Below are 20,056 nucleotides of genomic sequence, written 5' to 3'. Positions count from 1 at the left end.
TAAGCAGTTGCTCAGTCTGCCGTCAAGGGTCTTAGGCTGAGTCGGTGTCGGAAAGATCCGTGCCGCACGGGAGCGGCAGAGACGTCCTCATCGCTGCGGCGATCGCCGTCGTGGCGGAATCGGGGTTGCGAGGCCTCACGTTCCGAGCTGTCTCGCAGCGCGCAGACCTCAGCAACTCGCTGATCAGCCACCATTTCGGAAGCCGCGAGGCGCTGCTCGAGGCCGCCGTGGGGTGGGCGGTGGCGAATTCGATCGCGACGACGGAGCTCTTCGCCTTCGTGGCGGGACAGATCACGGCGGAGGAGTTCCTCGCGTCCCTCGCGACGTCGGGGGACGTCCTGGCCTTCCAGTCCGAGATGATCGTCGAAGCGCGACGCAATCCGGTCTTCCGCACGCCGATCCTCGACCTCTACAAGAGCTACCAGCAGGTGACCGAGGCAGCACTGCGCGCTCGGGGACTCCAAGACGTCGCCGACGCCGGCCGATGGGTGTTCGCTTCTTTGAACGGCATCGTCATGCAGCGCATGGCCGGCATCGACGACGATCGACTACGCGGCGCCCTGGAGGACCTGCAGATCGAACTGCTCGCGCGCGCGGAGCGGCCCGCGTCCCGCTCCTAGGCCCGGATGCCGTCCAGCAGCGCATCCAGCGCGGCGAGCTGCCCGCGGTTCGTCGGCACCACGAGCCGTCCGGGGCCGCAGAAGGCTCTGGCCACAGGCGATTCACTTCGTATATGATTTCCGTGTCCGGCGCGAAGGATCGTTCCGGTGCTCGAAAAAGGGGCACGCAGCCGTGCACAGCACGCGTGAGACACATACGGTTCCCGCATCCGTACGTCGTCCTCACCGCCCGTGAGGGCCGAAAGGCTCCGTCATGCCCACCGTCTCCGCGCACGTCGCATCCACCCTCGCCCGCCACATCGATCACGTCTTCGGCGTGATGGGCAACGGCAACGCGTATTTCCTCGATGCCGTCGAGCGCGACACCCCCGCGACCTACACCGCGGTCCGTCACGAAGCCGGCGGCGTGGCCGCCGCGGACGCCTTTCACCGGGCATCCGGGCGCCTGGCCGCGGCCACCGCCACCTACGGCGCCGGATTCACCAATGCCCTCACTCCGCTCGCCGAATCGGCACAGGCCCGGATCCCCCTCGTCCTCGTCGTCGGCGACGCACCCACCACGGGACCCCGGGCGTGGGACGTGGACCAGATCGCCCTCGCCGCCGCCGTCGGCGTGCGGACGTACACGGTCGGCGCGACCGATGCCGCGACGACGACGGTCGCGGCCATCGAGCACGCCGTGAACGACCGGGTGCCGGTGATCCTGGCGATCCCCTACGACGTCGCGGCCCTCGACGCGGGTCCCGTCCCGGACGCGGGGACCCCGCGGATGAGCCCGCCGCCGGCGCCCGACGACGAAGTCGCGCGGGCTGCCATCCGTGACATCGCGACGGCGCTCCGCGACGCCGAGCACCCCCTTCTGCTGGCCGGACGCGGCGCGTGGGTCTCGCGCGCCGGATCGGCCCTGGGCGCCCTGGCCGACGCAACCGGCGCCATCACGGCCACCTCTTCCCTCGCGCGCAGCATCTTCCCCCGGTCTGAGTACGACCTCGGAGTGACGGGAGGTTTCGGCGCCGAGGGTGCGATGACACTGATCCATCGGGCCGATGTGGTTGTGGTCTTCGGCGCCTCCCTGAATCAGTTCACGATGCGCTTCGGCGATCTGTTCGCCCCCTCGACCCGTGTGTTCCAGGTCGATGTCGCCTCGGCAGCGACGCATCCGCGGGTGACGGGCTTCGTCCGCGGCGACGCGGCGATCGTCGCTCGGGAGATCTCCGCCGAACTCGACCGGCTCGCGGCTGCACCGAGCGGATGGCGGGAAGCGGTGGACATCGCTCCGCTCCGCCGCTACGACGACGGCGACGGAATGGCCCCGGACGGACGCCTCGACCCGCGTTCGGTCGCCCAGCGCATCGCAGAAATGCTTCCGGAGGACCGCGTCGTCGTCTCGGACGGGGGACACTTCATCGGCTGGGCGAACATGTACTGGCCTGTGGCGTCCCCCGACCGCATGATGATGGTCGGGACGGCGTTCCAGACCATCGGACTCGGGTGGCCGTCGCTGCCCGGTGCCGCTCTCGCGCAGCCCGACGCGACCGTCGTGCTCACCACCGGCGACGGCGGCGCCCTGATGGCGCTCGCCGATCTGGACTCCGCCGTCCGGGTCGCCGGAGGCCGCGGCATGGCGGTCATCTGGAACGACGCCGCGTACGGGGCCGAGGTCAACCTCTACGGTCTGAAGGGCCTGGCCCGCGACCCCATGCTCATCCCCCAGGTCGACTTCGCCACCCTCGCCGCCGGGGTGGGCGCCGAGGGTGTCGTCGTGGAACGGCTCGAAGATCTCGACCGCCTGTCCTCGTGGGCACGGACCCCGGTGCAGGACCGCCCCTTCCTCGTTCTCGACTGCCGCATCTCGGGCGACGTCATCGCGCCGTATCAGCGGGAGATCATCCACGTGAACGGGATCGCCCTGCCGGAACCGGCCACCACCTGACGGCCCCCGCGCGAGAGCGCGAACACCTCGGCCGGGCCCCGCCCGGATCGAGGATGAGAACGGGAGAGCGAACTGGACACCGCCAGCGCACGCGCCCAAGACCCCCTCGGCGGGGGACGGATCTACGTCCTCGGGTTCGTCTCGATGACGGCGTCGCTGTCCACCGATATGTACCTTCCGGCGTTCCCGGCCATGTCGGCCGACCTCGGCGCGTCGGCCTCCGCCGTCCAGCTCACCCTCACCGCGTTCCTGATCGGTGCCGCGCTGGGGCAGCTGACGATCGGGGCCGTCTCGGATGCGCTGGGGCGACGACGCATCCTCATCGTCGCCCTCGCCCTGTTCTCGGCGTGCGCGTTCGCCGCCGCGCTCAGTCCCACCCTCGAGGCACTCGTCGCGATACGGGGCGTCCAAGGCCTGGCGGGCGCCGGCGGGGCGGTCCTCGCCCGTGCGGTGATCGCGGACCTCGTTGCGCACGACCGCGCGGTCCGGGCGTTCAGCACCCTCTTCGTGATGATCGCACTCGGCCCCGTCCTGGCGAGCCCGCTCGGCGCCCTCCTCACGCAGTGGCAGGGATGGCGTGCGGCCCTCGGCGGATTGGCCGTCGTCTCCGTGGCGATGCTCGCCCTCGCGGTCGTCGCCGTGCCGGAGAGCCTCCCTCCCGACCGGCGCCATTCCCTGCGGGTGCGGGTGCTCGCCGGAAACCTCCTGAGCCTGCTGCGCGTGCCGGCGTACGTCGGCTATCTCCTGGCGTTCAGCGTCGGCTACGCCGCCTTCATGACGTACATCAGCTCCTCGTCGTTCATCGTCCAGGACGCATTGGATCGCTCGGCGGTGGAGTACGCCGCGGCGTTCTCGGCGGCGTCCCTGTCGGTGATGGCCGGCGCATGGCTGAACGGCAGACTCGCGTCGCGATGGGGCGGTGCGGGCACGCTCACCGTCGCTCAGGCGATCGTGCTGTGCGCCTCCCTCACGCTCGCGCTCCTGGCACTCACCGACACCCTCACGTTCGGGTGGTGGATCATCGTCGCCTGCGTGCTCTGCGCCGGGTGCGGTGGCGTGATGGCCGGCGCATCCGCGCTCGCCGTCCGTCAGGCCGGACGCGCCGCGGGAGCCGGATCCGCCCTTCTCGGATTCACCCAGTTCACCTTCGGAGCGCTGGTCTCGCCCCTCGGCGGCGCATGGGGAACCTCGAGCGCCGCCCCCGCTGCTCTGGTGATGACCTGCGCCGCCGGCCTCGCCCTGGGGACGGGCCTCTTCGCGCGCACCCGCGGAACGTGACATCGGGCCCGAGTCCCCCGCAGGGGGACCCGGGCCCGATCAGACCCTCCGGTCGAGGGATCCGCGTCATCCGATCACGGCTGGAAGTACTGTCTCGCAACCTCGAGGAACTGCTGCGTGGTCGCACCCGCTTCCGCCACAGCGGGAGAGGCCATGAGATCGGCGGTCGCCTCCTCGAAGGACGGCAGGCCCTCCGGAGACGGCGTGTCGGGGCGGATGCCGTACACGCCCGTCGTGCTGAGGGCCTCCTGCCCCTCCGGCGTGAAGAGCCAGTTGTAGAACAGCTCCGTCGCGTTGGAGTTCGGCGCACCCTCGAGCACACAGCTGTAGTGGTACTCGATGCGCGCGTTCTCCAGCGGGAAGTAGAAGTCCACCGGCAGGCCGTCGTCGATGCTCTGCTTGAACGTCACGTACTGCGTGAACGGATCGAAGGCCGCCTCGCCGGTGGCCACGGCCTGCGTTGCGAGCGCGGCATTGGTGCGGAAGAGGGAGTCCTGCGCCCCGACATCCGCGACCCACGCCTCGTCGATCAACCCGTCGGCCCACATCGCGGCCATCGTGTTGGTGGTGCCGTTGACGGTCGTCGGGTCGTTCAGCACGAACTGGCCCGAGAACGCGGGATCCGACAGATCCGTGTAGGTCTGCGGAAGGTCGGCCTCGGAGATCAGATCGGTGTTGTATCCGATGCCGAACGGGTAGCCCACGAGCGCCCGGTATGTGCCGCCCTCGCTGATCAGGTCGCTGTCGAGGTACTCGGCGGTGAAGGGCTCGTAGGCGGAGCACTGTCCGGCGCCGTTCGCGGCGTTCACCGCGGGCGGCCCCGCCGTCAGGATCGACCCGACGTTCTGCCCCGACGCCGCCTCCTGTTCGAGTCGCGTGGAGAGCTCGGCGCCGAAGATGTACTCCCCGGTGACCGAGATGTCGGGATAGCGCTGCATGAACGTCTGGTACGCAGCACCGTAAAGCTGCTCGCCGGGTCCGTACGCGATGACCGACGTCTCGCCCGCCTCCTGCGCCGCTGCGTACAACTCGTCCAGCTGCGCGGCGATCTCCTCGCCGCCGAGCGCCTCCGCGCCGGCGACGGGATCGTCGTTCGACGAGCCGTCTGCCCCGTCCCCTCCCGCGCCGCATCCCGTGAGAGCGACGGCGATGACCGCGACACCCACGGCGACCTTGCCTGTGTGCTTGAGCTTCATCAGATCTCCTCCTGCTGTTGGTGGTGCATTTCCTTGCGAGGTTCAGTTCGAGGCGGCGAGCGAGCCGATCGCGACGGTCGATGTGGACACGGCCGCTTCACCCGCGTAGATCAGGACCGCCTCGCTGCGAGGACGCAGCGCAACCCGGTCGCCGGCTCGGATGGATGTCGCAGACGGCGAGTGCACGTCGACCCGGACGCGGACCTGCTGCCCGCCGAGGTCAACGAGGAACTCCCTCTGATCTCCGAGGAACGTGGCCGCGAGCACGACCGCCTTCGCGTCCGAGCGCGCCTCCACCTCGACCGCGTTGGCGCGGAAGGCCGCCTGGGCGTGCTGACCCTCGGCGATCGACTCCATCACGCGCCCCTCGATCACGGATCCGTCACCGAGCCGAACGGCACCGCGGGAACCCGAGATGCTGACGGCCGTGGTGGTGAGGATGTTCTCGAATCCCACGAAGTCGGCGACGAAAGGGTTGGTCGGCGCCGAGTAGACCTGCTCGGGCGTCCCCACCTGCTGGATCTCGCCGCGGCTCATCACGACCACGCGATCGCTGAGGGTCATCGCCTCCGTCTGATCGTGTGTGACGTACATCGAGGTCGTCCCGAGCCGGCGGTGAAGCAGCTGCAACTCCGTGCGCATGGTGGAGCGGAGCTTGGCGTCGAGGTTCGACAGCGGCTCATCGAACAGGATCAGCTGCGGACGCCCGACGATGGCGCGGGCCAGTGCGACGCGCTGCTGCTGACCGCCGGAGAGCGTGCCCACGCTGCGGGACGCCATGTGCGCGAGTCCGACCCGCTCCAGCGCTTCCTTCACGCGTGCAGGGCGCTCGGCCCGGGGCACCCTCGCCGTGCGCAGCGGGTAGGAGACATTCCCGAAGACGGTCATGTGCGGCCAGAGCGCATAGCTCTGGAACACCATTCCGAGTTTGCGCTTGTCCGGCGGAACGAACGTCCCGCGACCGGAGACCAGCTTGTCTCCGAAGCGGATTTCTCCTCCGCTCGCCCGTTCGAGCCCGGCCACGCAGCGCAGCGTGGTCGTCTTCCCGCAGCCGGACGGGCCGAGCAGGGTGACGAACTCGCCGTCCTCGATCGTGAGATTCAGCTGCGGAAGGATCGTCGCGTCCCCGTAGGACTTGCGAAGATCACTGATGCTGACCGACACCATTGTGGTTCACCTTTCTTCGACGCCCACCGGCGTGCGCTCGGGGACGGGCGCCGCGCTCGGCGCAGTGCGCTGGGTTTCGGCCGCAGAGGCGGCACGTTCGATTTCGACAGCCGCGCTGGAGCGGTTGCGCGTCTTGAGGATCCGACCGCCGATCCACATGAGGAGAGCGCCGGCGAGAGCGACGAGGATGCCCGCGCCGATGACGAGGCAGAACAGCGCCGCAGCCGTCGTCCCCTGACCGTTGCCCCAGTACTGGTAGACGGACACCGCCATCACCCGGTTGGTCGGCAGAGCGAGGAGGATCGGCACCTCGAGATTCCCGACGATGTGGATGGCTGAGATGAACCACGCCGCGAGGACCGCCGGCGTCATCAGCCGCAGCACGATCCCCACCGCGACCCGGGTGACCCCGGCTCCGGACACGCGACCGGCCTCTTCGAGCTCTCCGCCGATCTGCGCGATCGCGCCGTCGATGGTCCGACCCGCCAGCGGCGTCGACGCGATGACGAGTCCGAGAAGGACGATCCAGATCGTTCCGAAGAATCCGCGCAACGGGGTGATGACGATGAACATCCACACGAGCCCGAGCCCGAGCAGCACGCCGTTCGCCGCCCACGGCAGCCACGTCGCGAGGTCCAGGGTCCGGCGCATCGCCGTCGCTCCGTAGCGCCCGATGAGAGCCAGGACGAAGGCGATGAGGACCGCGAGGGCACCGCCGACCACGGCCACGAAGATCGTGTTGCCGAGCGAGGACTGGATCTGCGGGTCCTGCAGCACGCGGGTGTAGTTGGCCAGGCTCAGCGCTCCGGCTCCGAAGATCGGCTGCAACGAGGCCAACGCCATCTGCGCTGCAGGAAGCAGGAGGACGACGACGGTGAACACGACGTAGGCCACGACACTGGCGACCCGCGACAGCGGAGTCGGGTCGGGCGCGTACCCCGTCGCCTTGCCGCCCACCGTTGTGAAGCTGCGACGGTCCAGGAGCATCCATCGCAGCCCCACGAGGGTGAGGACGATGGCGATGAGCACCATCGCCAGAGAACTGGCGACCGCGTAGTTGGGCGGGCTGCTGTCGGCGAGGGCGCCGTAGATCTGCGTCGAGAAGACGGTGAAGCCCTCGGGCCGGCCGAGGATCAGGGGGATGTCGAACGCCGTGACACCGATGATGAACGCGATCGAGAACCCGCCGAGAAGAGCCGGCAGCAGAGCGGGGATGGTCACCGTCAGGGCGACGCGGATCTTGCCGGCCCCGGAGACCACCGCGGCCTCCTGCTGGCGGCGGTCCATGGAGAGAAAGGGGCCGAGCAGGATGAAGAAGACCAGCGTCGACACCTTGAGCCCGAGGAAGATCGCGGTGCCCCACGCACCGCCGATGTTGATGCCCGGGATCCCGAACACATCCCAGAGGAAGCCGTTGATGAGGCCGAGCCGTGGTGTTCCCAGCAGATCCCATGAGAGCGCGAAGAAGAGGGGAGGCATCGCGAGAGCGACGACCATCGTCGGTACGACCAGTCGCGCGATCGGAGACTTCGAGGCGGCGATCGCGGCCATCATGCCCGCCACGAGCGTGCTGATGATTCCGACGACGACCGCGAGCCACAGCGACGACCCGAGAGAGCGCCAGGTGGTCGGATCCGAGAAGGCATCCACGAATCCCTGCAACGACCACGACCCGGGCTGACCCGGCGCGGAGTCGCGGAAGGCCCCGACGATGAGCATGAGGATGGGGACGAAGTACAGCAGGATGACGATCAGGAGGACCGCCCAGCCGAACAGCCGCCCCGGAGTGAAGAAGGACCGCACCGATTTCATGACCGCCCCCGGGGGATCTCGATGACGTCGAGGTCGTCGGGGACGAGGAATTCCCGCACGGAACCGGCGCCCGCCTGGATCCATTCCTCGGTCGGGCGCGCACCGGGAACGAGATGGTGGATCGCCAGAGTCCCCACCTCCGCACGCTCCGCGATGCGCAGCGCCTCCTTCACACTCGTGTGCGAGCGCCGGTGGTGATCGACGGATGCCGCGGCGAAGTCCGCCGAGTGTCCGCGATAGAGCGAATCGACCCAGTCGAAATCGATGGCTTCGTGCAGAAGGAGGTCGCTTCCGCGCGCGAGACGGACGACGTTGTCGCACGGGGCGGTGTCGCCGGAGATGGTCACCGACCCGTAGCGCGAGTCGAACCGGAACGCGAAGGCCGGGGTCATGGGCGCGTGGGCGACGAGGATGGCGCTGACCGTGACCCATTCATCCTCGAAGATGACGAAGGGCTCCATGTCCGGGAACGGGTTGTCATTGGGGTGATAGCCGACGTCGGTCGGCACATCGATCTCACGCGGATCGAAGAGGTCCGCCGGGCTGGGACGGAGAGCGTTGAGCACGCGATCGTTGATGTCCGTGGCGAACGCCTCGACGATCCGCTGCACCATCAGCTTCGTCCCCGGCGTGGGCTGGTCCGCCGCGACGGGGGCGGGCGGCGTCTTGGCCCGCGGCGACACCGGAGGCAGGATGCCGCGGTCGCCCGGTCCGATCACCGGCACCTGCCTGTCGAGATCCGTCATGACGATCGAACCGAACAGGAGGATCGAGGGCAGATCGATGACGTGATCGGAGTGCAGGTGAGTGAGGAAGATGCCGCGCAGGGCCGACATCTCGCAGCCCGACATCATCAGCTGACGTCCCGTGCCGAGACCCACATCGACGAGATAGACCTGACCGTCGACCTCGACGGCGGTGGCGATGCCGGCACGACGCCCTCGCTCCGGACCGGACCACCATCTCGGACCGCCGGCCGTGCCGAGCGTGATGACGCGCATTCCCACGGATTCTCCACATCGTCGTGTTCCAACCTGTCCCAGCAGTCTGCCTAGTGACGCTTCCTGTGCAAAACTGGATTATGTTCCGAACAACCGTGATTTTGTCGTGGTAGTCCCTTTCACCCTCCGACAGCTCGAGTACTTCGCGGCCACCGCCGAGCTGGGCTCCTTCCGCGCGGCGGCTGCGGAGTGCCGCGTGAGCGAGACCGCGCTCGCGCAGAGCGTGACGGACCTGGAGAAGACCCTGGGCCAGACGCTCTTGATCCGGCAGAGGTCCCGCGGAGTGACGCCGACCTCCGAGGGTCGCGCGCTCCTCGTGCTCTCCCGGTCCCTGCTCGACCACGCCACCGAGGTCTCCGTCGCCGCCGACGAGATGCGTTCCGAGTTGTCCGGACCGCTGAGGATCGGCTGCTACAGCACCCTGTCGCCCTTCATCGTCCCGTCGATCCTCGCGGACTTCGCCACGCCTCATCCGCGCCTGGAGGTGACCATCGTCGAAGGCGACCCGAACGATCTCCAGAATCAGCTGGTGGACGGGAAGCTCGACTGCGTCCTGCTGCAACGTCGGCAGGCAATGCCCGGCGTCATCACGAGATCGCTGCGCACGGGCGAACCCAAGCTGCTTCTGTCCGCCGAACATCCGCGGGCGGCGTCGCGGGTCGTCGCGCTGCACGATCTCGCGGACGAGCCGATGGTGCTGCTCGATCTGCCGGGCGTGCGCGCCAATCTCCTGCCGATGCTGGCCGAAGTGGGGATCGAGCCCCGCATCGGATGGCGGACCACGGTCTTCGAGACGGTCCGATCGCTCGTCGCGCGCAACCTCGGATGGGCTGTGCTCATCCACCGACCTCCCGTCGAGGTCAGCTACGAGAAGCTGCCGCTCGTCGCGGTGAAGATCGCCGAGCCGATCGCCTCGAGCGATGTCTCCCTCGGGGTGCTCCGGGGTCGCCGCCTGAACGCTCGACTGCTCGCGTTCGAGAAGCACTGCGTCGAGCATTTCCGTCGCCTGGACGCCGCCGCCCAGGACTGATCCCGGGCACTGTCTGCCGAGCGCGCGAGGACGGTATTCGGCTCGCGCATGGCGCAGCGCCGATCCGCGCATTGGATGTCTCGCTTCGCAGGGCGCACTCTGAGGACGTCTCCCGCGGCACCGTGTCGGCGGGGAAAATGAACAGGAGTACACCCAATGGAGGGAAACTCACGCTCGCGTCGACGCCTCACGCGCAGTGCTCTGGTGGTCGTCGCGGCCTGCGCGATCGCCCTGCCCGTCGGCGCAGCCTACGCGGCACCGACCGAGGGCACCGCCGCCGACGCGCTGCCCGCGCCGCCGCCTTTCGTACCGGCCGCCGACCCGATCCCCGAGGATGCCACCGAGTACGAACGCCAGATCGCCCTCGCTGAGATCGGCGTCGCCGGTGCCGACGGTGCAGGGATCATGGCGCCCAACTGGTGCTTCGGAACCCCGCGACCGCCGGAGCTCAGCGATGAGAGCGAGCTCGGTCCCGTTCCGCTCATGGACAACGCCGCCTACCTCGGGATGGTCACGGTCGGTCAGGTCACACTCGACACGGCCGACGGCGGATTCATCCTCTTCGACACGCTGTACGACGAGGAGGACGTCGAGACCCTCACCAAGCCCGGCCTGGTCGAGCTGGGGCTCGACCCCGCCGATCTCCGCGCGATCATCGTCACCCACGGCCATCTCGACCACGACGGCGGCGCGAAGGCGCTTCAGGACGAATTCGACGTCCCCGTCTACATCGGCTCTGGTGACACCGAGGGGAAGGAATACGACCCCACGCTGATCGATTCGACCGCGCTCGAGCCGGTCGACCTCACGATCGGAGGGACGACCGTCATCGCGCTCGCGTCCCCCGGGCACAGCGACGGCACCGTCAGCTTCATCCTCCCGACCACCTACCAGGGTCAGAGCCACCCGCTCGCGTTCTGGGGCGGGTCCGGGCTCTCGGCGAACGCGTCGCTGAGCAACGCCCTCGGTTACATGGAGTCCGCCGGTCGGATGTGGGAGCTGGTCCGCGAGACCGGCGCCGACGCGAGCATCAACTCGCACACCTTCTTCGACCAGTCGAAAGCGCGGATCGACGAGATCATCGCGAACGGCGGGATCAGCGAATCCAACCCCATGATCCAGGGCAACGACGTCGTGCTGCGGTCGTTCTACGTCCTCCGCCAGTGTGCGGCGGCGGCTGTCGCACAGCGCGACGAGACGGCGGAGAACCCGATCTGGCGGATGACGGAGACCGACGTCTTCGCCGCCAAGCTCGGAGCCCTCCCCGCCGGGGCACAGTCGGTGCCGCTGACGGTGGGCGCACGGCTGTCCAATGTCTTCGAGGTGCTGGAGGGGCAGCAGGTCACCTTCGCCGCCGGCGGAGCATCGTGCATCGGCACGACGGACGCGGACGGAGTCGCGACATGCACACTCGATGTCACGCCCGCGGATGAGATCACGATCGACGCATCCTTCGCCGGACGCTCGGTCGCCGCCGGTGACGAGGTCGATCTGCCCAGCGACGGCAGCCTCGCGGTCGCGGGACAGCCGACGCCGGAACCGACTCCGACTCCCACGCCCGAGCCGACGAGCCCCACGCCGGACCCGACGACGCCCGCGCCTTCACCGGAGCCCACGTCGCCGAGCCCGACGACGGCGCCCTCCGCGCCGGCGACCGGCGACCCCTCTCCGACCACGCCCGTTCCCTCGGCCGACGACGGCAGACTCGCCGCCACCGGCTCCTCGATCGATCTGACGCTCGCGGCAGCCGCCATCGGCGGGCTGCTCCTGGTCGGAGGCGCGGTCCTCCTCCGAGCTCGCCGGCGCAGCTGACGACAGGAGCGGGACGGCGGGGATGCCGGGCGGGTGTTCGCCCGGTATCCCCGCCGTCTCATGTGGGCGCGCGCTGCGACACACCTCCGCCTGCCGCATATCTGCTGGTCTCGGAGACGAATGCCGACGCCGCCGGCGTGAGGTCCTCGCTCCTCATCAGGAGGGATACCCGGCGGTAGAGCGCGGGCTTCATCGGCAGGACGATCGCCCCATGCCGCTCGGCATGGCGGGCCTGAGGCTCGGGCAGCAGCGTAGAACCCGCGTGGGCGAGGACGAGGTGCTCCATGTGGTCGCGGCGTGTGACCTCCACCGCTATCCGCGGAACCGCTCCTCGATCCAGGAGGTGATCCTCGACGAGTTGGCGGCCCGGCGTGCCCGCGGGCCCGAAGACCAGATCGCGCTCGGCGAACTCCGCCAGGGTCATCTCGTCGGCGTCGTGTTCCGTGCCCGGCGGGAGGACGGCCAGGAGCTGTTGGCGGCCTGCCGGGATCGAGGCCAGCGGCCAGTCCGACGTCGGCAGATCGGTGAAGGCGATCTCGCAGTCACCCGTCAGCACGCGCTGCCGGGCATCGCGGTCCTCCTGGGGCTGCACCAGGCGGACGGAGACACCCGGATGCCGTCCGCGCAGGAGTCCGATGATCGGCGCGACGGGGTCGATGACGAGGCTCGACAGACTGGCGATGTCGAGCCGACCCGTGCGCAGCGCCGTCACTCCGTGCACCGTCGCGAGCCCCGCCTGCATGTCACGCCGCAGCTTGCGCGCGACCGGCACCAGCGCCTCCCCGGCGGGGGTGAGCCGCACCCCCCGTGCCAGCCGGTGGAAGAGACGGACGTCCATGTCCTGCTCGAGCTGATGCACCGATCGCGACAGGGCCGGCTGGCTGATGTAGAGCGCTGCGGCGGCCGCGGTGAAGCTCCCGTGCTCCGCAACCGCCAAGAAGTTCCCGAGCTGCTTCAACTCCACGAGAAATCCTCACCTCCGCCTCGACGCCGCCGTCGAGGCCTGCATCCGGCCGAGTGTAGTGCGACGCCTCGGGCGCTAGGCTCGTTGCGGTCGGCCGACCGCGCTGTTCGCGACCGACCAGATCTCCGGGGAGGCCAGCGCGTGACAGGGATTCCACCGGTACCGGAACTCGTGGCGGCTTTCGACGTGGTCGCCGAACTCGGCGAACTCCAGGACCTCGGGATGACCCGAGCCGGTCACCGTCGCATCATCCCGGTCGTGGGCGGGTCCGTCACGGGAAGCTTCTCCGGCACGATCCTCGAGGGTGGCGCCGATTGGCAGACGGTGCGCGCCGACGGCTCGATCGAGATCGACGGGCGCTACAGCGCGCAGGGCGATGACGGGACGCTGCTCTACATCCGCGCGCAAGGCGTGCGCAGCGGCGATCCGACCACGCTGGACGCCCTGCTCCGGGGTGAGACGGTCGACCCCTCCGCCTACTACTTCCGTGCCGCCCTCACCCTCGAGTGTGCGGGGCGCCCCGATCTGGAGAGCGCCCTGTTCGTCGCCTCGTACATCCGCGAGGCGCACCGGGTGATCTACCGCGCGTACCGCGTCACCTGACCGAAGCGGCGCCGCTCGGACGGTGCGCTCCGGATGTCGGGGCGTGGGGCCCGCCTTCCGCGTACAGCACCCCACGCGCCCGCATGTCACGCGAGCTTGTCCTGGAGGACGTAGCCCTCCTCTCCGTGCTCCACGAGATCGACCCCGGCGACCTCGTCCTCGTTCGTCACCCGGAAGCCGACGATCTTCTGGATCGCGAAGCCGATGATCAGCGTGAGGACGAGCGAGTAGACGAGGACGGCGAAGGCGGCGATCGCCTGGACAGCCAGTTGACGGCCGTCCCCACCCATGAACAGTCCCGTCTCGTTGGCGAAGAACCCGAGGTAGAGGGTGCCGATGAGTCCGCCGACCAGGTGGATGCCGACCACGTCGAGCGAGTCGTCGAAGCCCCACCGGTACTTGAGCTCGACCGCGAGCGCGCAGAGGGCACCGGCGACGATGCCGAGGACGATGGCCCAGACGGGATCGAGCGCGGCGCAGGCGGGGGTGATCGCCACGAGTCCGGCGACCGCGCCGGATGCGGCGCCGACCGACGTGGGCTTGCCGTCCTTCAGCTTCTCCACGACGAGCCACGCGAGCAGCGCGGCGGCGGTGGCGGCGATGGTGTTCATGTAGACGAGTGCGGCGGTTCCGTCTGCGGCGAGTTCCGAGCCTCCGTTGAACCCGAACCAGCCGAACCACAGCATGCCCGCACCCAGGAGGACGAAGGGAGGGTTGTGGGGCACGTGGGCGCCTTTGCGGAATCCGACGCGCTTTCCGAGCACGAGGGCGAGGGCGAGAGCCGCCGCGCCGGCGTTGATGTGCACGGCGGTTCCGCCGGCGAAGTCGATGACACCGACGCCGAACACCTCCTGGAGTCCGTAGGTGATCCACCCGCCGTACGCGAAGCTGCCGTCCTCGGCGAGCCCGAAGTTGAACACCCAGCTGGCGACGGGGAAGTACACGACCGTCGCCCATACGCCGGCGAACAGCATCCATGATCCGAACTTCGCCCTGTCCGCGATCGCGCCCGAGATCAGTGCGACGGTGATGATGGCGAAGGTCGCCTGGAACGCGACGAAGGCCATCGGCGGGTACGCGGCGCCTTCCGGCACCTCGATGAGACTCTCGAGCCCGATCGCCGACCCGTCGATCGACCACGGCGCGACGAGCCCGTCCGCGCCGGGGAAGGCGATGGCGTAGCCGTAGAGCACCCACAGCACGCCGATGATCCCGGCCGCACCGAAGGTCATCATCATCATGCTGATGACGCTCTTCGCCTTGACGAGACCCCCGTAGAAGAAGGCCAATCCGGGGGCCATCAGCAGCACGAGTGCTGCCGACAGCAGGATGAATGTGGTGTTGCCCTGATCCATGATGCACGCCCTTCCGCAGGCATCTGCACGGGACCGTCGGTTGCGGTGCGCGTCCGAGCTGCGCCTGCCAGCAGATCACTGCTGTGCAACTTACTTTCCTCTCAAGCAACATTGAGCCCATTGCGCCCGCGTAAACGTGTCGTGACAGTTCCCGCTCCGCCTTTTACCTGCCGGAAACAGAGACGTCATCGGACTTGTGCGCGCAAATTGGTACTGTGCATCAACATCATTTACTCTTGGTAAACAATCCTCAGGAGAGCCCCATGACCCTGCCCGCTATCGCCGGAGGTGACGTCGTGACGCTCCCCTCGGCGCCCGCCTCGCTCCGCGACCGCGCGCTCGCCGATGGCGTCCGCTTCATCCTCGCGGTTTTCGTCGACCTCAACGGCAAGCCGTGCGCCAAGCTCGTACCCGTCTCCGCCGCCGATGAGCTGGAGGCCGGCGAGCTCGGCTTCGCCGGATTCGCCGCCGGCCTCATCGGACAGCATCCTCACGACTCCGATCTCATCGCCGTGCCGGATCTCGACTCGTACGCCCCCATCCCCTTCGTCCGCGAGGGCCTCGCGATCGTCCACTGCGACCCGCACGTCGACGGAGCGCCCTGGCCGTTCGCGCCGCGCGTCATCCTCCGGCGCGCCCTCGCCCGCCTGGCGGAGCGAGGGCTGTCGGCGAAGGTCGGGGCAGAGGTGGAGTACTTTCTCGTCGACCGCGCCGAGGACGGCAGCCTCAGCGCCGCCGACACCAGAGACGAGGGAATGCGCTCCTGCTACGACGCGCGCGGGGTGACCCGCATGTACGACCACCTCGCGGCGGTGAGCGATGCGATGAACGCCCTCGGCTGGGGCAACTACGCCAACGACCACGAAGACGCCCCGGGGCAGTTCGAGCAGAACTTCTCCTACGACGATGCGCTCGTCACCGCCGACCGAGTGATCACCCTCCGATACCTGGTCGGGATGCTCGCCGAGCAGCGGGGAATGACGGCGACATTCATGCCGAAGCCGTTCAGCGACCGCGCCGGGAACGGGCTGCACTTCCACCTCTCGCTGTGGAACGAGGACGACGCCCCCGTCTTCCCCGCGCCGGCCGACGAGCGCGGCCTCGGCCTCTCCGAGGTGGCGTACTCGTTCGTCGCCGGCATGCTCGATCACGCGCCCGGGCTGCAGCTGTTCCTCGCCCCCAGCGTCAACTCCTACAAGCGCCGCGGCGCCACCACGAGCGCATCGGGGGCGACGTGGTCGCCGAAGCACGCGACCTACGGCGGCAACGATCGCACCCACTTCATCCGCGTCCCCGATCCGAACCGCATCGAGCTGCGCGCCGGCGACGGCTCGTCCAATCCCTATCTCGCCCTCGCGGCCGTGGTTCACGCCGGCCTCGACGGCATCGAGCGCGCGGCCGACCCCGGCGCTCCGTGCGGACCGGGCGAGTTCCGCGAGACGTCCGCCGTCCTCCCCCGCACGCTTCTGCACGCCGTCCAGTCGCTGCGCGACGACGTCGTGCTGCGCGAGGCGCTGGACGCGGGCCACGGAGTGAGTGCCTACTTCGCCGACGCCAAGGAGGACGAATTCCTCGGCTGGCACAACATCGTCACCGAGTGGGAACTCGACCGCTATCTCACGGCGTACTGAACGCCGCAGCACCTGAGGAAAGGAACACCCATGTGCGGAATCGCTGCACTGCAGATTCGCAACCCCGCGCTGCGCGACGAGCTCGGCGGGCTCATGCACGGCATGCTCTGCGAGATCGTCGAGCGCGGCCCCGACTCGGCCGGTCTGGCCCTGTACGGCTCGGATCGGCTGATTCCGCGAGGATCGTCGGGGATCACGGTGATCACGGATGCCGATCCCGACGCCCTCGCCGCGGGCCTGCGTGCGAGCCTGCCGGAGGGAACGGAGCCGACCGTCGTCGCCTACGGCGAATCGGTGCTCGTCAACGCCCAGGTCCCGGCATCCGTCCTGGAGGGCGCCGTCCGCGCGGCGCTGCCGGGCGAGAGCATCATCGGCCGCGGATCGCACGTCGCCGTCCTGAAGGGTGTCGGGCACCCGGTCGAGCTCGCCGACGTGTACCGACTCGCAGAGATCAGCGGAACCCAAGCCCTCTCGCACACGCGCATGGCGACCGAGTCCGCCGTCACCGCCGCCGGCGCCCACCCCTTCACCGTCGCCGAGGATCTCTGCCTCGTGCACAACGGGTCGTTCAGCAACCACGCCTCGATCCGGCGGTGGCTGCGCTCGGAGGGCGTGGACTTCGACAGCGAGAACGACTCCGAGGTCGCGGCGCGGTTCATCGCGTGGCGGATGGGGCACGGCGACGACCTCACCACGGCCCTCGAAGCACTTCAGGGAGTGTTCGACGGCTTCTACACGCTGGTCGTCACCACCGCCGACAGCATGGCGGTGGTACGCGACCCCATCGCCTGCAAGCCGGCGATCATCGCCGAGACCGACGACTGGATCGCGATGGCGTCGGAGTACCGCGCCCTCGCCGGCTTGCCCGGCATCGCCGGCGCCCGCGTCTTCGAGCCGGCACCCGGCGTCGTCTACACGTGGACCCTCTCCACCGGCGCCCTCGCGCCCGTCCTCGAAGGAGCAACCCGATGACCCTGATCGCCCCCGTCGACCGTGACGCATCGGCGACCACCACCCGTGTGGATCTGGCCGAGCGCAGCGTGCGCGAGCTCAACCAGCTGTTGCACGACGCCGTCGACGGCGCGTCGTTCACGGTGGCCTCCCCCGTCGGCAGCCACAACATCGCCGTCGGCATCACCGCCGACATCGACGTGACGGTCGACGGCGATGTCGGATACTACTTCGCCGGCATGCACCAGACCGGTACAGCAACGGTCAACGGGAGCGCGGGGGTCGGCCTCGCCGAGAACATCATGTCGGGCACCGTCCATGTCACCGGCGACGCCTCGCAGTCGACCGGCGCGACCGGTCACGGCGGCCTCGTCATCGTCGACGGCAACACCGGAGCCCGCTGCGGCATCTCGATGAAGGGCGTCGACATCGTGGTGGGAGGCAGCATCGGCCACGCATCCGCGTTCATGGCGCAGGCCGGCCGCCTGGTCGTCTGCGGAGACGCGGGCGAAGCGCTCGGCGACTCGATCTACGAGGCGCGGATCTACGTCCGCGGCGAGGTCGCGTCCCTCGGCGCGGACTGCGTGGAGAAGGAGATGCGCCCCGAGCATCTGGCCGAGCTCGCCGAGCTGCTCGAGCGCGCCGCCCGCACCGAGCGCCCGGAGGAATTCCGCCGCTACGGCTCCGCGCGCCGCCTCTACCACTTCACCGTCGACAACTCCGGCTCGTACTGAGCACGCGACTCCCAGGGAGCAAGACATGACCACCGATCCCGCCCTCCTCGGCCTCCGCGAGTCCGCGACCTTCGACCGGGCCACCATCGCCGACATCCAGCGCGCCGCCTCGACCGGCGTCTACGACATCCGCGGATGGGGCGCCAAGCGCTCGCTGCCTCACTTCGATGATCTGCTGTTCCTCGGAGCCAGCATGTCTCGGTACCCGCTCGAGGGTTACCGCGAGAAGTGCGCGACCGACGTCACCCTCGGCGCACGCAACGCGTTGGACCCCCTGCACCTCGACATCCCCGTGACGATCGCCGGAATGAGCTTCGGCGCGCTCTCGGCGAACGCGAAGGAAGCCCTCGGCCGCGGCGCGAGCGAAGCGGGCACCTCGACCACCACCGGGGACGGCGGGATGACCCCCGAGGAGCGCGGCCAGTCCCGCACGCTCGTCTACCAGTACCTGCCGTCTCGGTACGGCATGAACCCCGACGACCTGCGCAAAGCGGATGCCATCGAGATCGTGCTCGGTCAGGGCGCGAAACCCGGCGGCGGCGGCATGCTGCTCGGCCAGAAGATCACCGAACGGGTCGCCGGCATGCGAACGCTTCCGGTGGGTATCGATCAGCGCTCGGCGAGCCGTCACCCGGACTGGACCGGACCGGACGACCTCACGATCAAGATCGCCGAGATCCGCGAGATCACCGATTGGCGCAAGCCCGTCTACGTCAAGATCGGCGCCTCCCGCCCGTACTACGACACGGCCCTCGCGGTGAAGGCGGGCGCCGACGTCGTGGTGCTCGACGGTATGCAGGGCGGCACCGCGGCGACGCAGCAGGTGTTCATCGAGCACGTGGGTATTCCGACGCTGGCGGCGATCGGCCCCGCCGTCGCGGCGCTGCAGGAGCTCGGCGTCCACCGCACCGGCGTGCAGCTGATCGTCTCGGGCGGCATCCGCACCGGTGCAGACGTCGCGAAGGCGCTGGCCTTGGGGGCGGATGCCGTGGCCATCGGCACCGCGGCTCTCATCGCCCTCGGCGACAACGACCCGCGCTATGCCGACGACTACGCGCGACTCGGCTCCGCCGCCGGGTTCTACGACGATTTCCAGGACGGTCGCGACCCCGCGGGCATCTCCACGCAGGACCCCGAGCTGTCCGCCCGCCTCGACCCGGTGGCCGCGGGTCGCCGCCTGGCGAACTACCTGCGGGTGCTGACGCTCGAGGCGCAGACGATCGCCCGCGCCTGCGGCAAGTCCCATGTGCGCAACCTCGAGCCGGAGGACCTCGTCGCGTTGACCGTGGAGTCTGCCGCGATGGCCGGCGTGCCGCTCGCCGGCACCTCGTGGATCCCCGGGCGTGGCTGAGGCGGTGACCTCGGGGCCGGCTCCGGTCGCGCCGATGGCGAGGACGCCGACGCGGATGAGGGACCTCGCCGACGCCGACGTGGTCACTCCGGCCGAGGCCGTTCCCGAGTCGTGGGCCAATGGCCTCGGTGTCACGCGCGTGCTCGCCACACGGCTGGCGTGGCGACTGAGCATCGCGGATCTGCGCGGACGGATGTCGTTCTCCTCGTATCCGGGCGTCGAACGCGTGCTGATCCCGCTGAGCGCTCCCTCCGTCGTCCTGACCGTCGACGGCGTCGACCATCGGGTGACGCGCGAGCGCGGCATCCGCTTCGCCGGGGAGGCGCGCGTCGTCGCGTCGGCGGAGCGGGGCGGGCTGTCGGTGCTGAACCTGATGGTCAAGCGCGGGCTCGCGGCGCCGACGTACCGTATCGATCGCGTCCGCGGCGGCACGGTGGTCGACACGTCGACGACGCTCGCCGTGCTGCTGGAGGGGACGGCCACCGTCGACGGGCTCCCGCTCCCGCCGGGGAGCGCCCTGCTCCCCGGTACCCGTTCCCGCAGTATCGTGTGCGAGTCCGCACTCCTCGCGCGATTCGACATCGTCCCTGCGGGATCGGACGCGCCCCTATGATGGCC

Annotated in this window: 17 protein-coding genes; 11 read left to right on the top strand and 6 right to left on the bottom strand. The window is 69.4% G+C overall.

The annotated features are described in order from the left end of the window. The first annotated feature begins 44 nt into the window (after positions 1–44). The 3 genes from AB0O93_RS07255 (at position 45) to AB0O93_RS07245 (ending at position 3,831) form a co-directional block, all read left to right on the top strand. Positions 45–620 carry a TetR family transcriptional regulator gene (locus AB0O93_RS07255; protein ID WP_363341951.1) on the top strand — a complete coding sequence of 192 codons (576 nt, stop codon included), beginning with the start codon at positions 45–47 and terminating at the stop codon, positions 618–620. 253 nt (positions 621–873) lie between these two features. Beyond that, on the top strand, positions 874–2,553 hold the full coding sequence (locus AB0O93_RS07250; RefSeq protein ID WP_363341949.1) for a thiamine pyrophosphate-binding protein: 1,680 nt from the start codon (positions 874–876) through the stop codon (positions 2,551–2,553). A gap of 72 nt (positions 2,554–2,625) precedes the next feature. Continuing rightward, a complete protein-coding gene (locus AB0O93_RS07245) occupies positions 2,626–3,831 on the top strand; it encodes a Bcr/CflA family efflux MFS transporter (RefSeq protein ID WP_363342529.1) in 1,206 nt (401 codons plus the stop codon). Between the two features lie 74 nt (positions 3,832–3,905). Here the strand turns inward: AB0O93_RS07245 and AB0O93_RS07240 are convergent, their stop codons facing one another. From AB0O93_RS07240 to AB0O93_RS07225, 4 genes are read right to left on the bottom strand one after another with little or no spacing between them, the layout of a single operon-like run. Continuing rightward, the gene (locus AB0O93_RS07240; protein WP_363341947.1) at positions 3,906–5,027 is read right to left on the bottom strand and encodes an extracellular solute-binding protein; all 1,122 of its coding nucleotides are present in this window, start codon (positions 5,025–5,027) and stop codon (positions 3,906–3,908) included. A gap of 42 nt (positions 5,028–5,069) precedes the next feature. Continuing rightward, positions 5,070–6,194 carry an ABC transporter ATP-binding protein gene (locus AB0O93_RS07235; protein WP_363341945.1) on the bottom strand — a complete coding sequence of 375 codons (1,125 nt, stop codon included), beginning with the start codon at positions 6,192–6,194 and terminating at the stop codon, positions 5,070–5,072. Positions 6,195–6,200: 6 nt separating this feature from the next. Beyond that, entirely contained in the window at positions 6,201–8,006 is a 1,806-nt protein-coding gene (locus AB0O93_RS07230; RefSeq protein ID WP_363341944.1) for an iron ABC transporter permease, read from the bottom strand. After that, positions 8,003–9,007 carry an MBL fold metallo-hydrolase gene (locus AB0O93_RS07225; RefSeq protein WP_363341942.1) on the bottom strand — a complete coding sequence of 335 codons (1,005 nt, stop codon included), beginning with the start codon at positions 9,005–9,007 and terminating at the stop codon, positions 8,003–8,005. Before AB0O93_RS07225 ends, AB0O93_RS07230 begins: the two co-directional genes overlap by 4 nt. Positions 9,008–9,113: 106 nt before the next feature. Here AB0O93_RS07225 and AB0O93_RS07220 point away from each other — a divergent pair, with 106 nt between their 5' ends. Together AB0O93_RS07220 and AB0O93_RS07215 are read left to right on the top strand one after the other, a co-directional pair. Then, positions 9,114–10,037 carry a LysR family transcriptional regulator gene (locus tag AB0O93_RS07220; RefSeq protein WP_363341940.1) on the top strand — a complete coding sequence of 308 codons (924 nt, stop codon included), beginning with the start codon at positions 9,114–9,116 and terminating at the stop codon, positions 10,035–10,037. Between the two features lie 156 nt (positions 10,038–10,193). Continuing rightward, complete coding sequence (locus AB0O93_RS07215; protein WP_363341938.1) at positions 10,194–11,849, top strand: MBL fold metallo-hydrolase; 1,656 nt, start codon at positions 10,194–10,196, stop codon at positions 11,847–11,849. Between the two features lie 58 nt (positions 11,850–11,907). On the opposite strand, the gene AB0O93_RS07210 is transcribed toward AB0O93_RS07215, so the two are convergent. Next, a complete protein-coding gene (locus AB0O93_RS07210) occupies positions 11,908–12,813 on the bottom strand; it encodes a LysR family transcriptional regulator (RefSeq protein ID WP_363341935.1) in 906 nt (301 codons plus the stop codon). Positions 12,814–12,984: 171 nt separating this feature from the next. Between AB0O93_RS07210 and AB0O93_RS07205 the strand changes: the two genes are divergently transcribed. Continuing rightward, entirely contained in the window at positions 12,985–13,416 is a 432-nt protein-coding gene (locus AB0O93_RS07205; RefSeq protein WP_363341933.1) for a DUF3237 domain-containing protein, read from the top strand. An 86-nt stretch (positions 13,417–13,502) separates the two neighbouring features. Here AB0O93_RS07205 and AB0O93_RS07200 read toward each other — a convergent pair whose 3' ends face one another. Then, positions 13,503–14,771 carry an ammonium transporter gene (locus tag AB0O93_RS07200; RefSeq protein ID WP_363341931.1) on the bottom strand — a complete coding sequence of 423 codons (1,269 nt, stop codon included), beginning with the start codon at positions 14,769–14,771 and terminating at the stop codon, positions 13,503–13,505. A gap of 263 nt (positions 14,772–15,034) precedes the next feature. On the opposite strand from AB0O93_RS07200, the gene glnT reads away from it, so the two are divergent. From glnT to AB0O93_RS07175, 5 genes are read left to right on the top strand one after another with little or no spacing between them, the layout of a single operon-like run. Then, a complete protein-coding gene (glnT, locus tag AB0O93_RS07195) occupies positions 15,035–16,402 on the top strand; it encodes a type III glutamate--ammonia ligase (protein WP_363341929.1) in 1,368 nt (455 codons plus the stop codon). 30 nt (positions 16,403–16,432) lie between these two features. Next, positions 16,433–17,374, top strand: coding sequence for a glutamine amidotransferase (locus AB0O93_RS07190; protein WP_363341927.1), 942 nt, complete (start codon positions 16,433–16,435; stop codon positions 17,372–17,374). Continuing rightward, complete coding sequence (locus AB0O93_RS07185; protein ID WP_363341925.1) at positions 17,371–18,087, top strand: protein glxC; 717 nt, start codon at positions 17,371–17,373, stop codon at positions 18,085–18,087. Before AB0O93_RS07190 ends, AB0O93_RS07185 begins: the two co-directional genes overlap by 4 nt. A 25-nt stretch (positions 18,088–18,112) precedes the next feature. After that, complete coding sequence (locus AB0O93_RS07180) at positions 18,113–19,438, top strand: FMN-binding glutamate synthase family protein (protein ID WP_363341923.1); 1,326 nt, start codon at positions 18,113–18,115, stop codon at positions 19,436–19,438. Further along, positions 19,431–20,051: a HutD family protein gene (locus tag AB0O93_RS07175; RefSeq protein WP_363341921.1), complete on the top strand. Its 621-nt coding sequence runs from the start codon at positions 19,431–19,433 to the stop codon at positions 20,049–20,051. Before AB0O93_RS07180 ends, AB0O93_RS07175 begins: the two co-directional genes overlap by 8 nt. Positions 20,052–20,056 lie beyond the last annotated feature (5 nt).

It is taken from the genome of Microbacterium sp. NPDC077184 (assembly GCF_040687055.1).
GTDB lineage: Bacteria > Actinomycetota > Actinomycetes > Actinomycetales > Microbacteriaceae > Microbacterium.
Note: the sequence above shows the minus strand (reverse complement) of the source record. Positions and strands in the feature narration are given on the sequence as shown.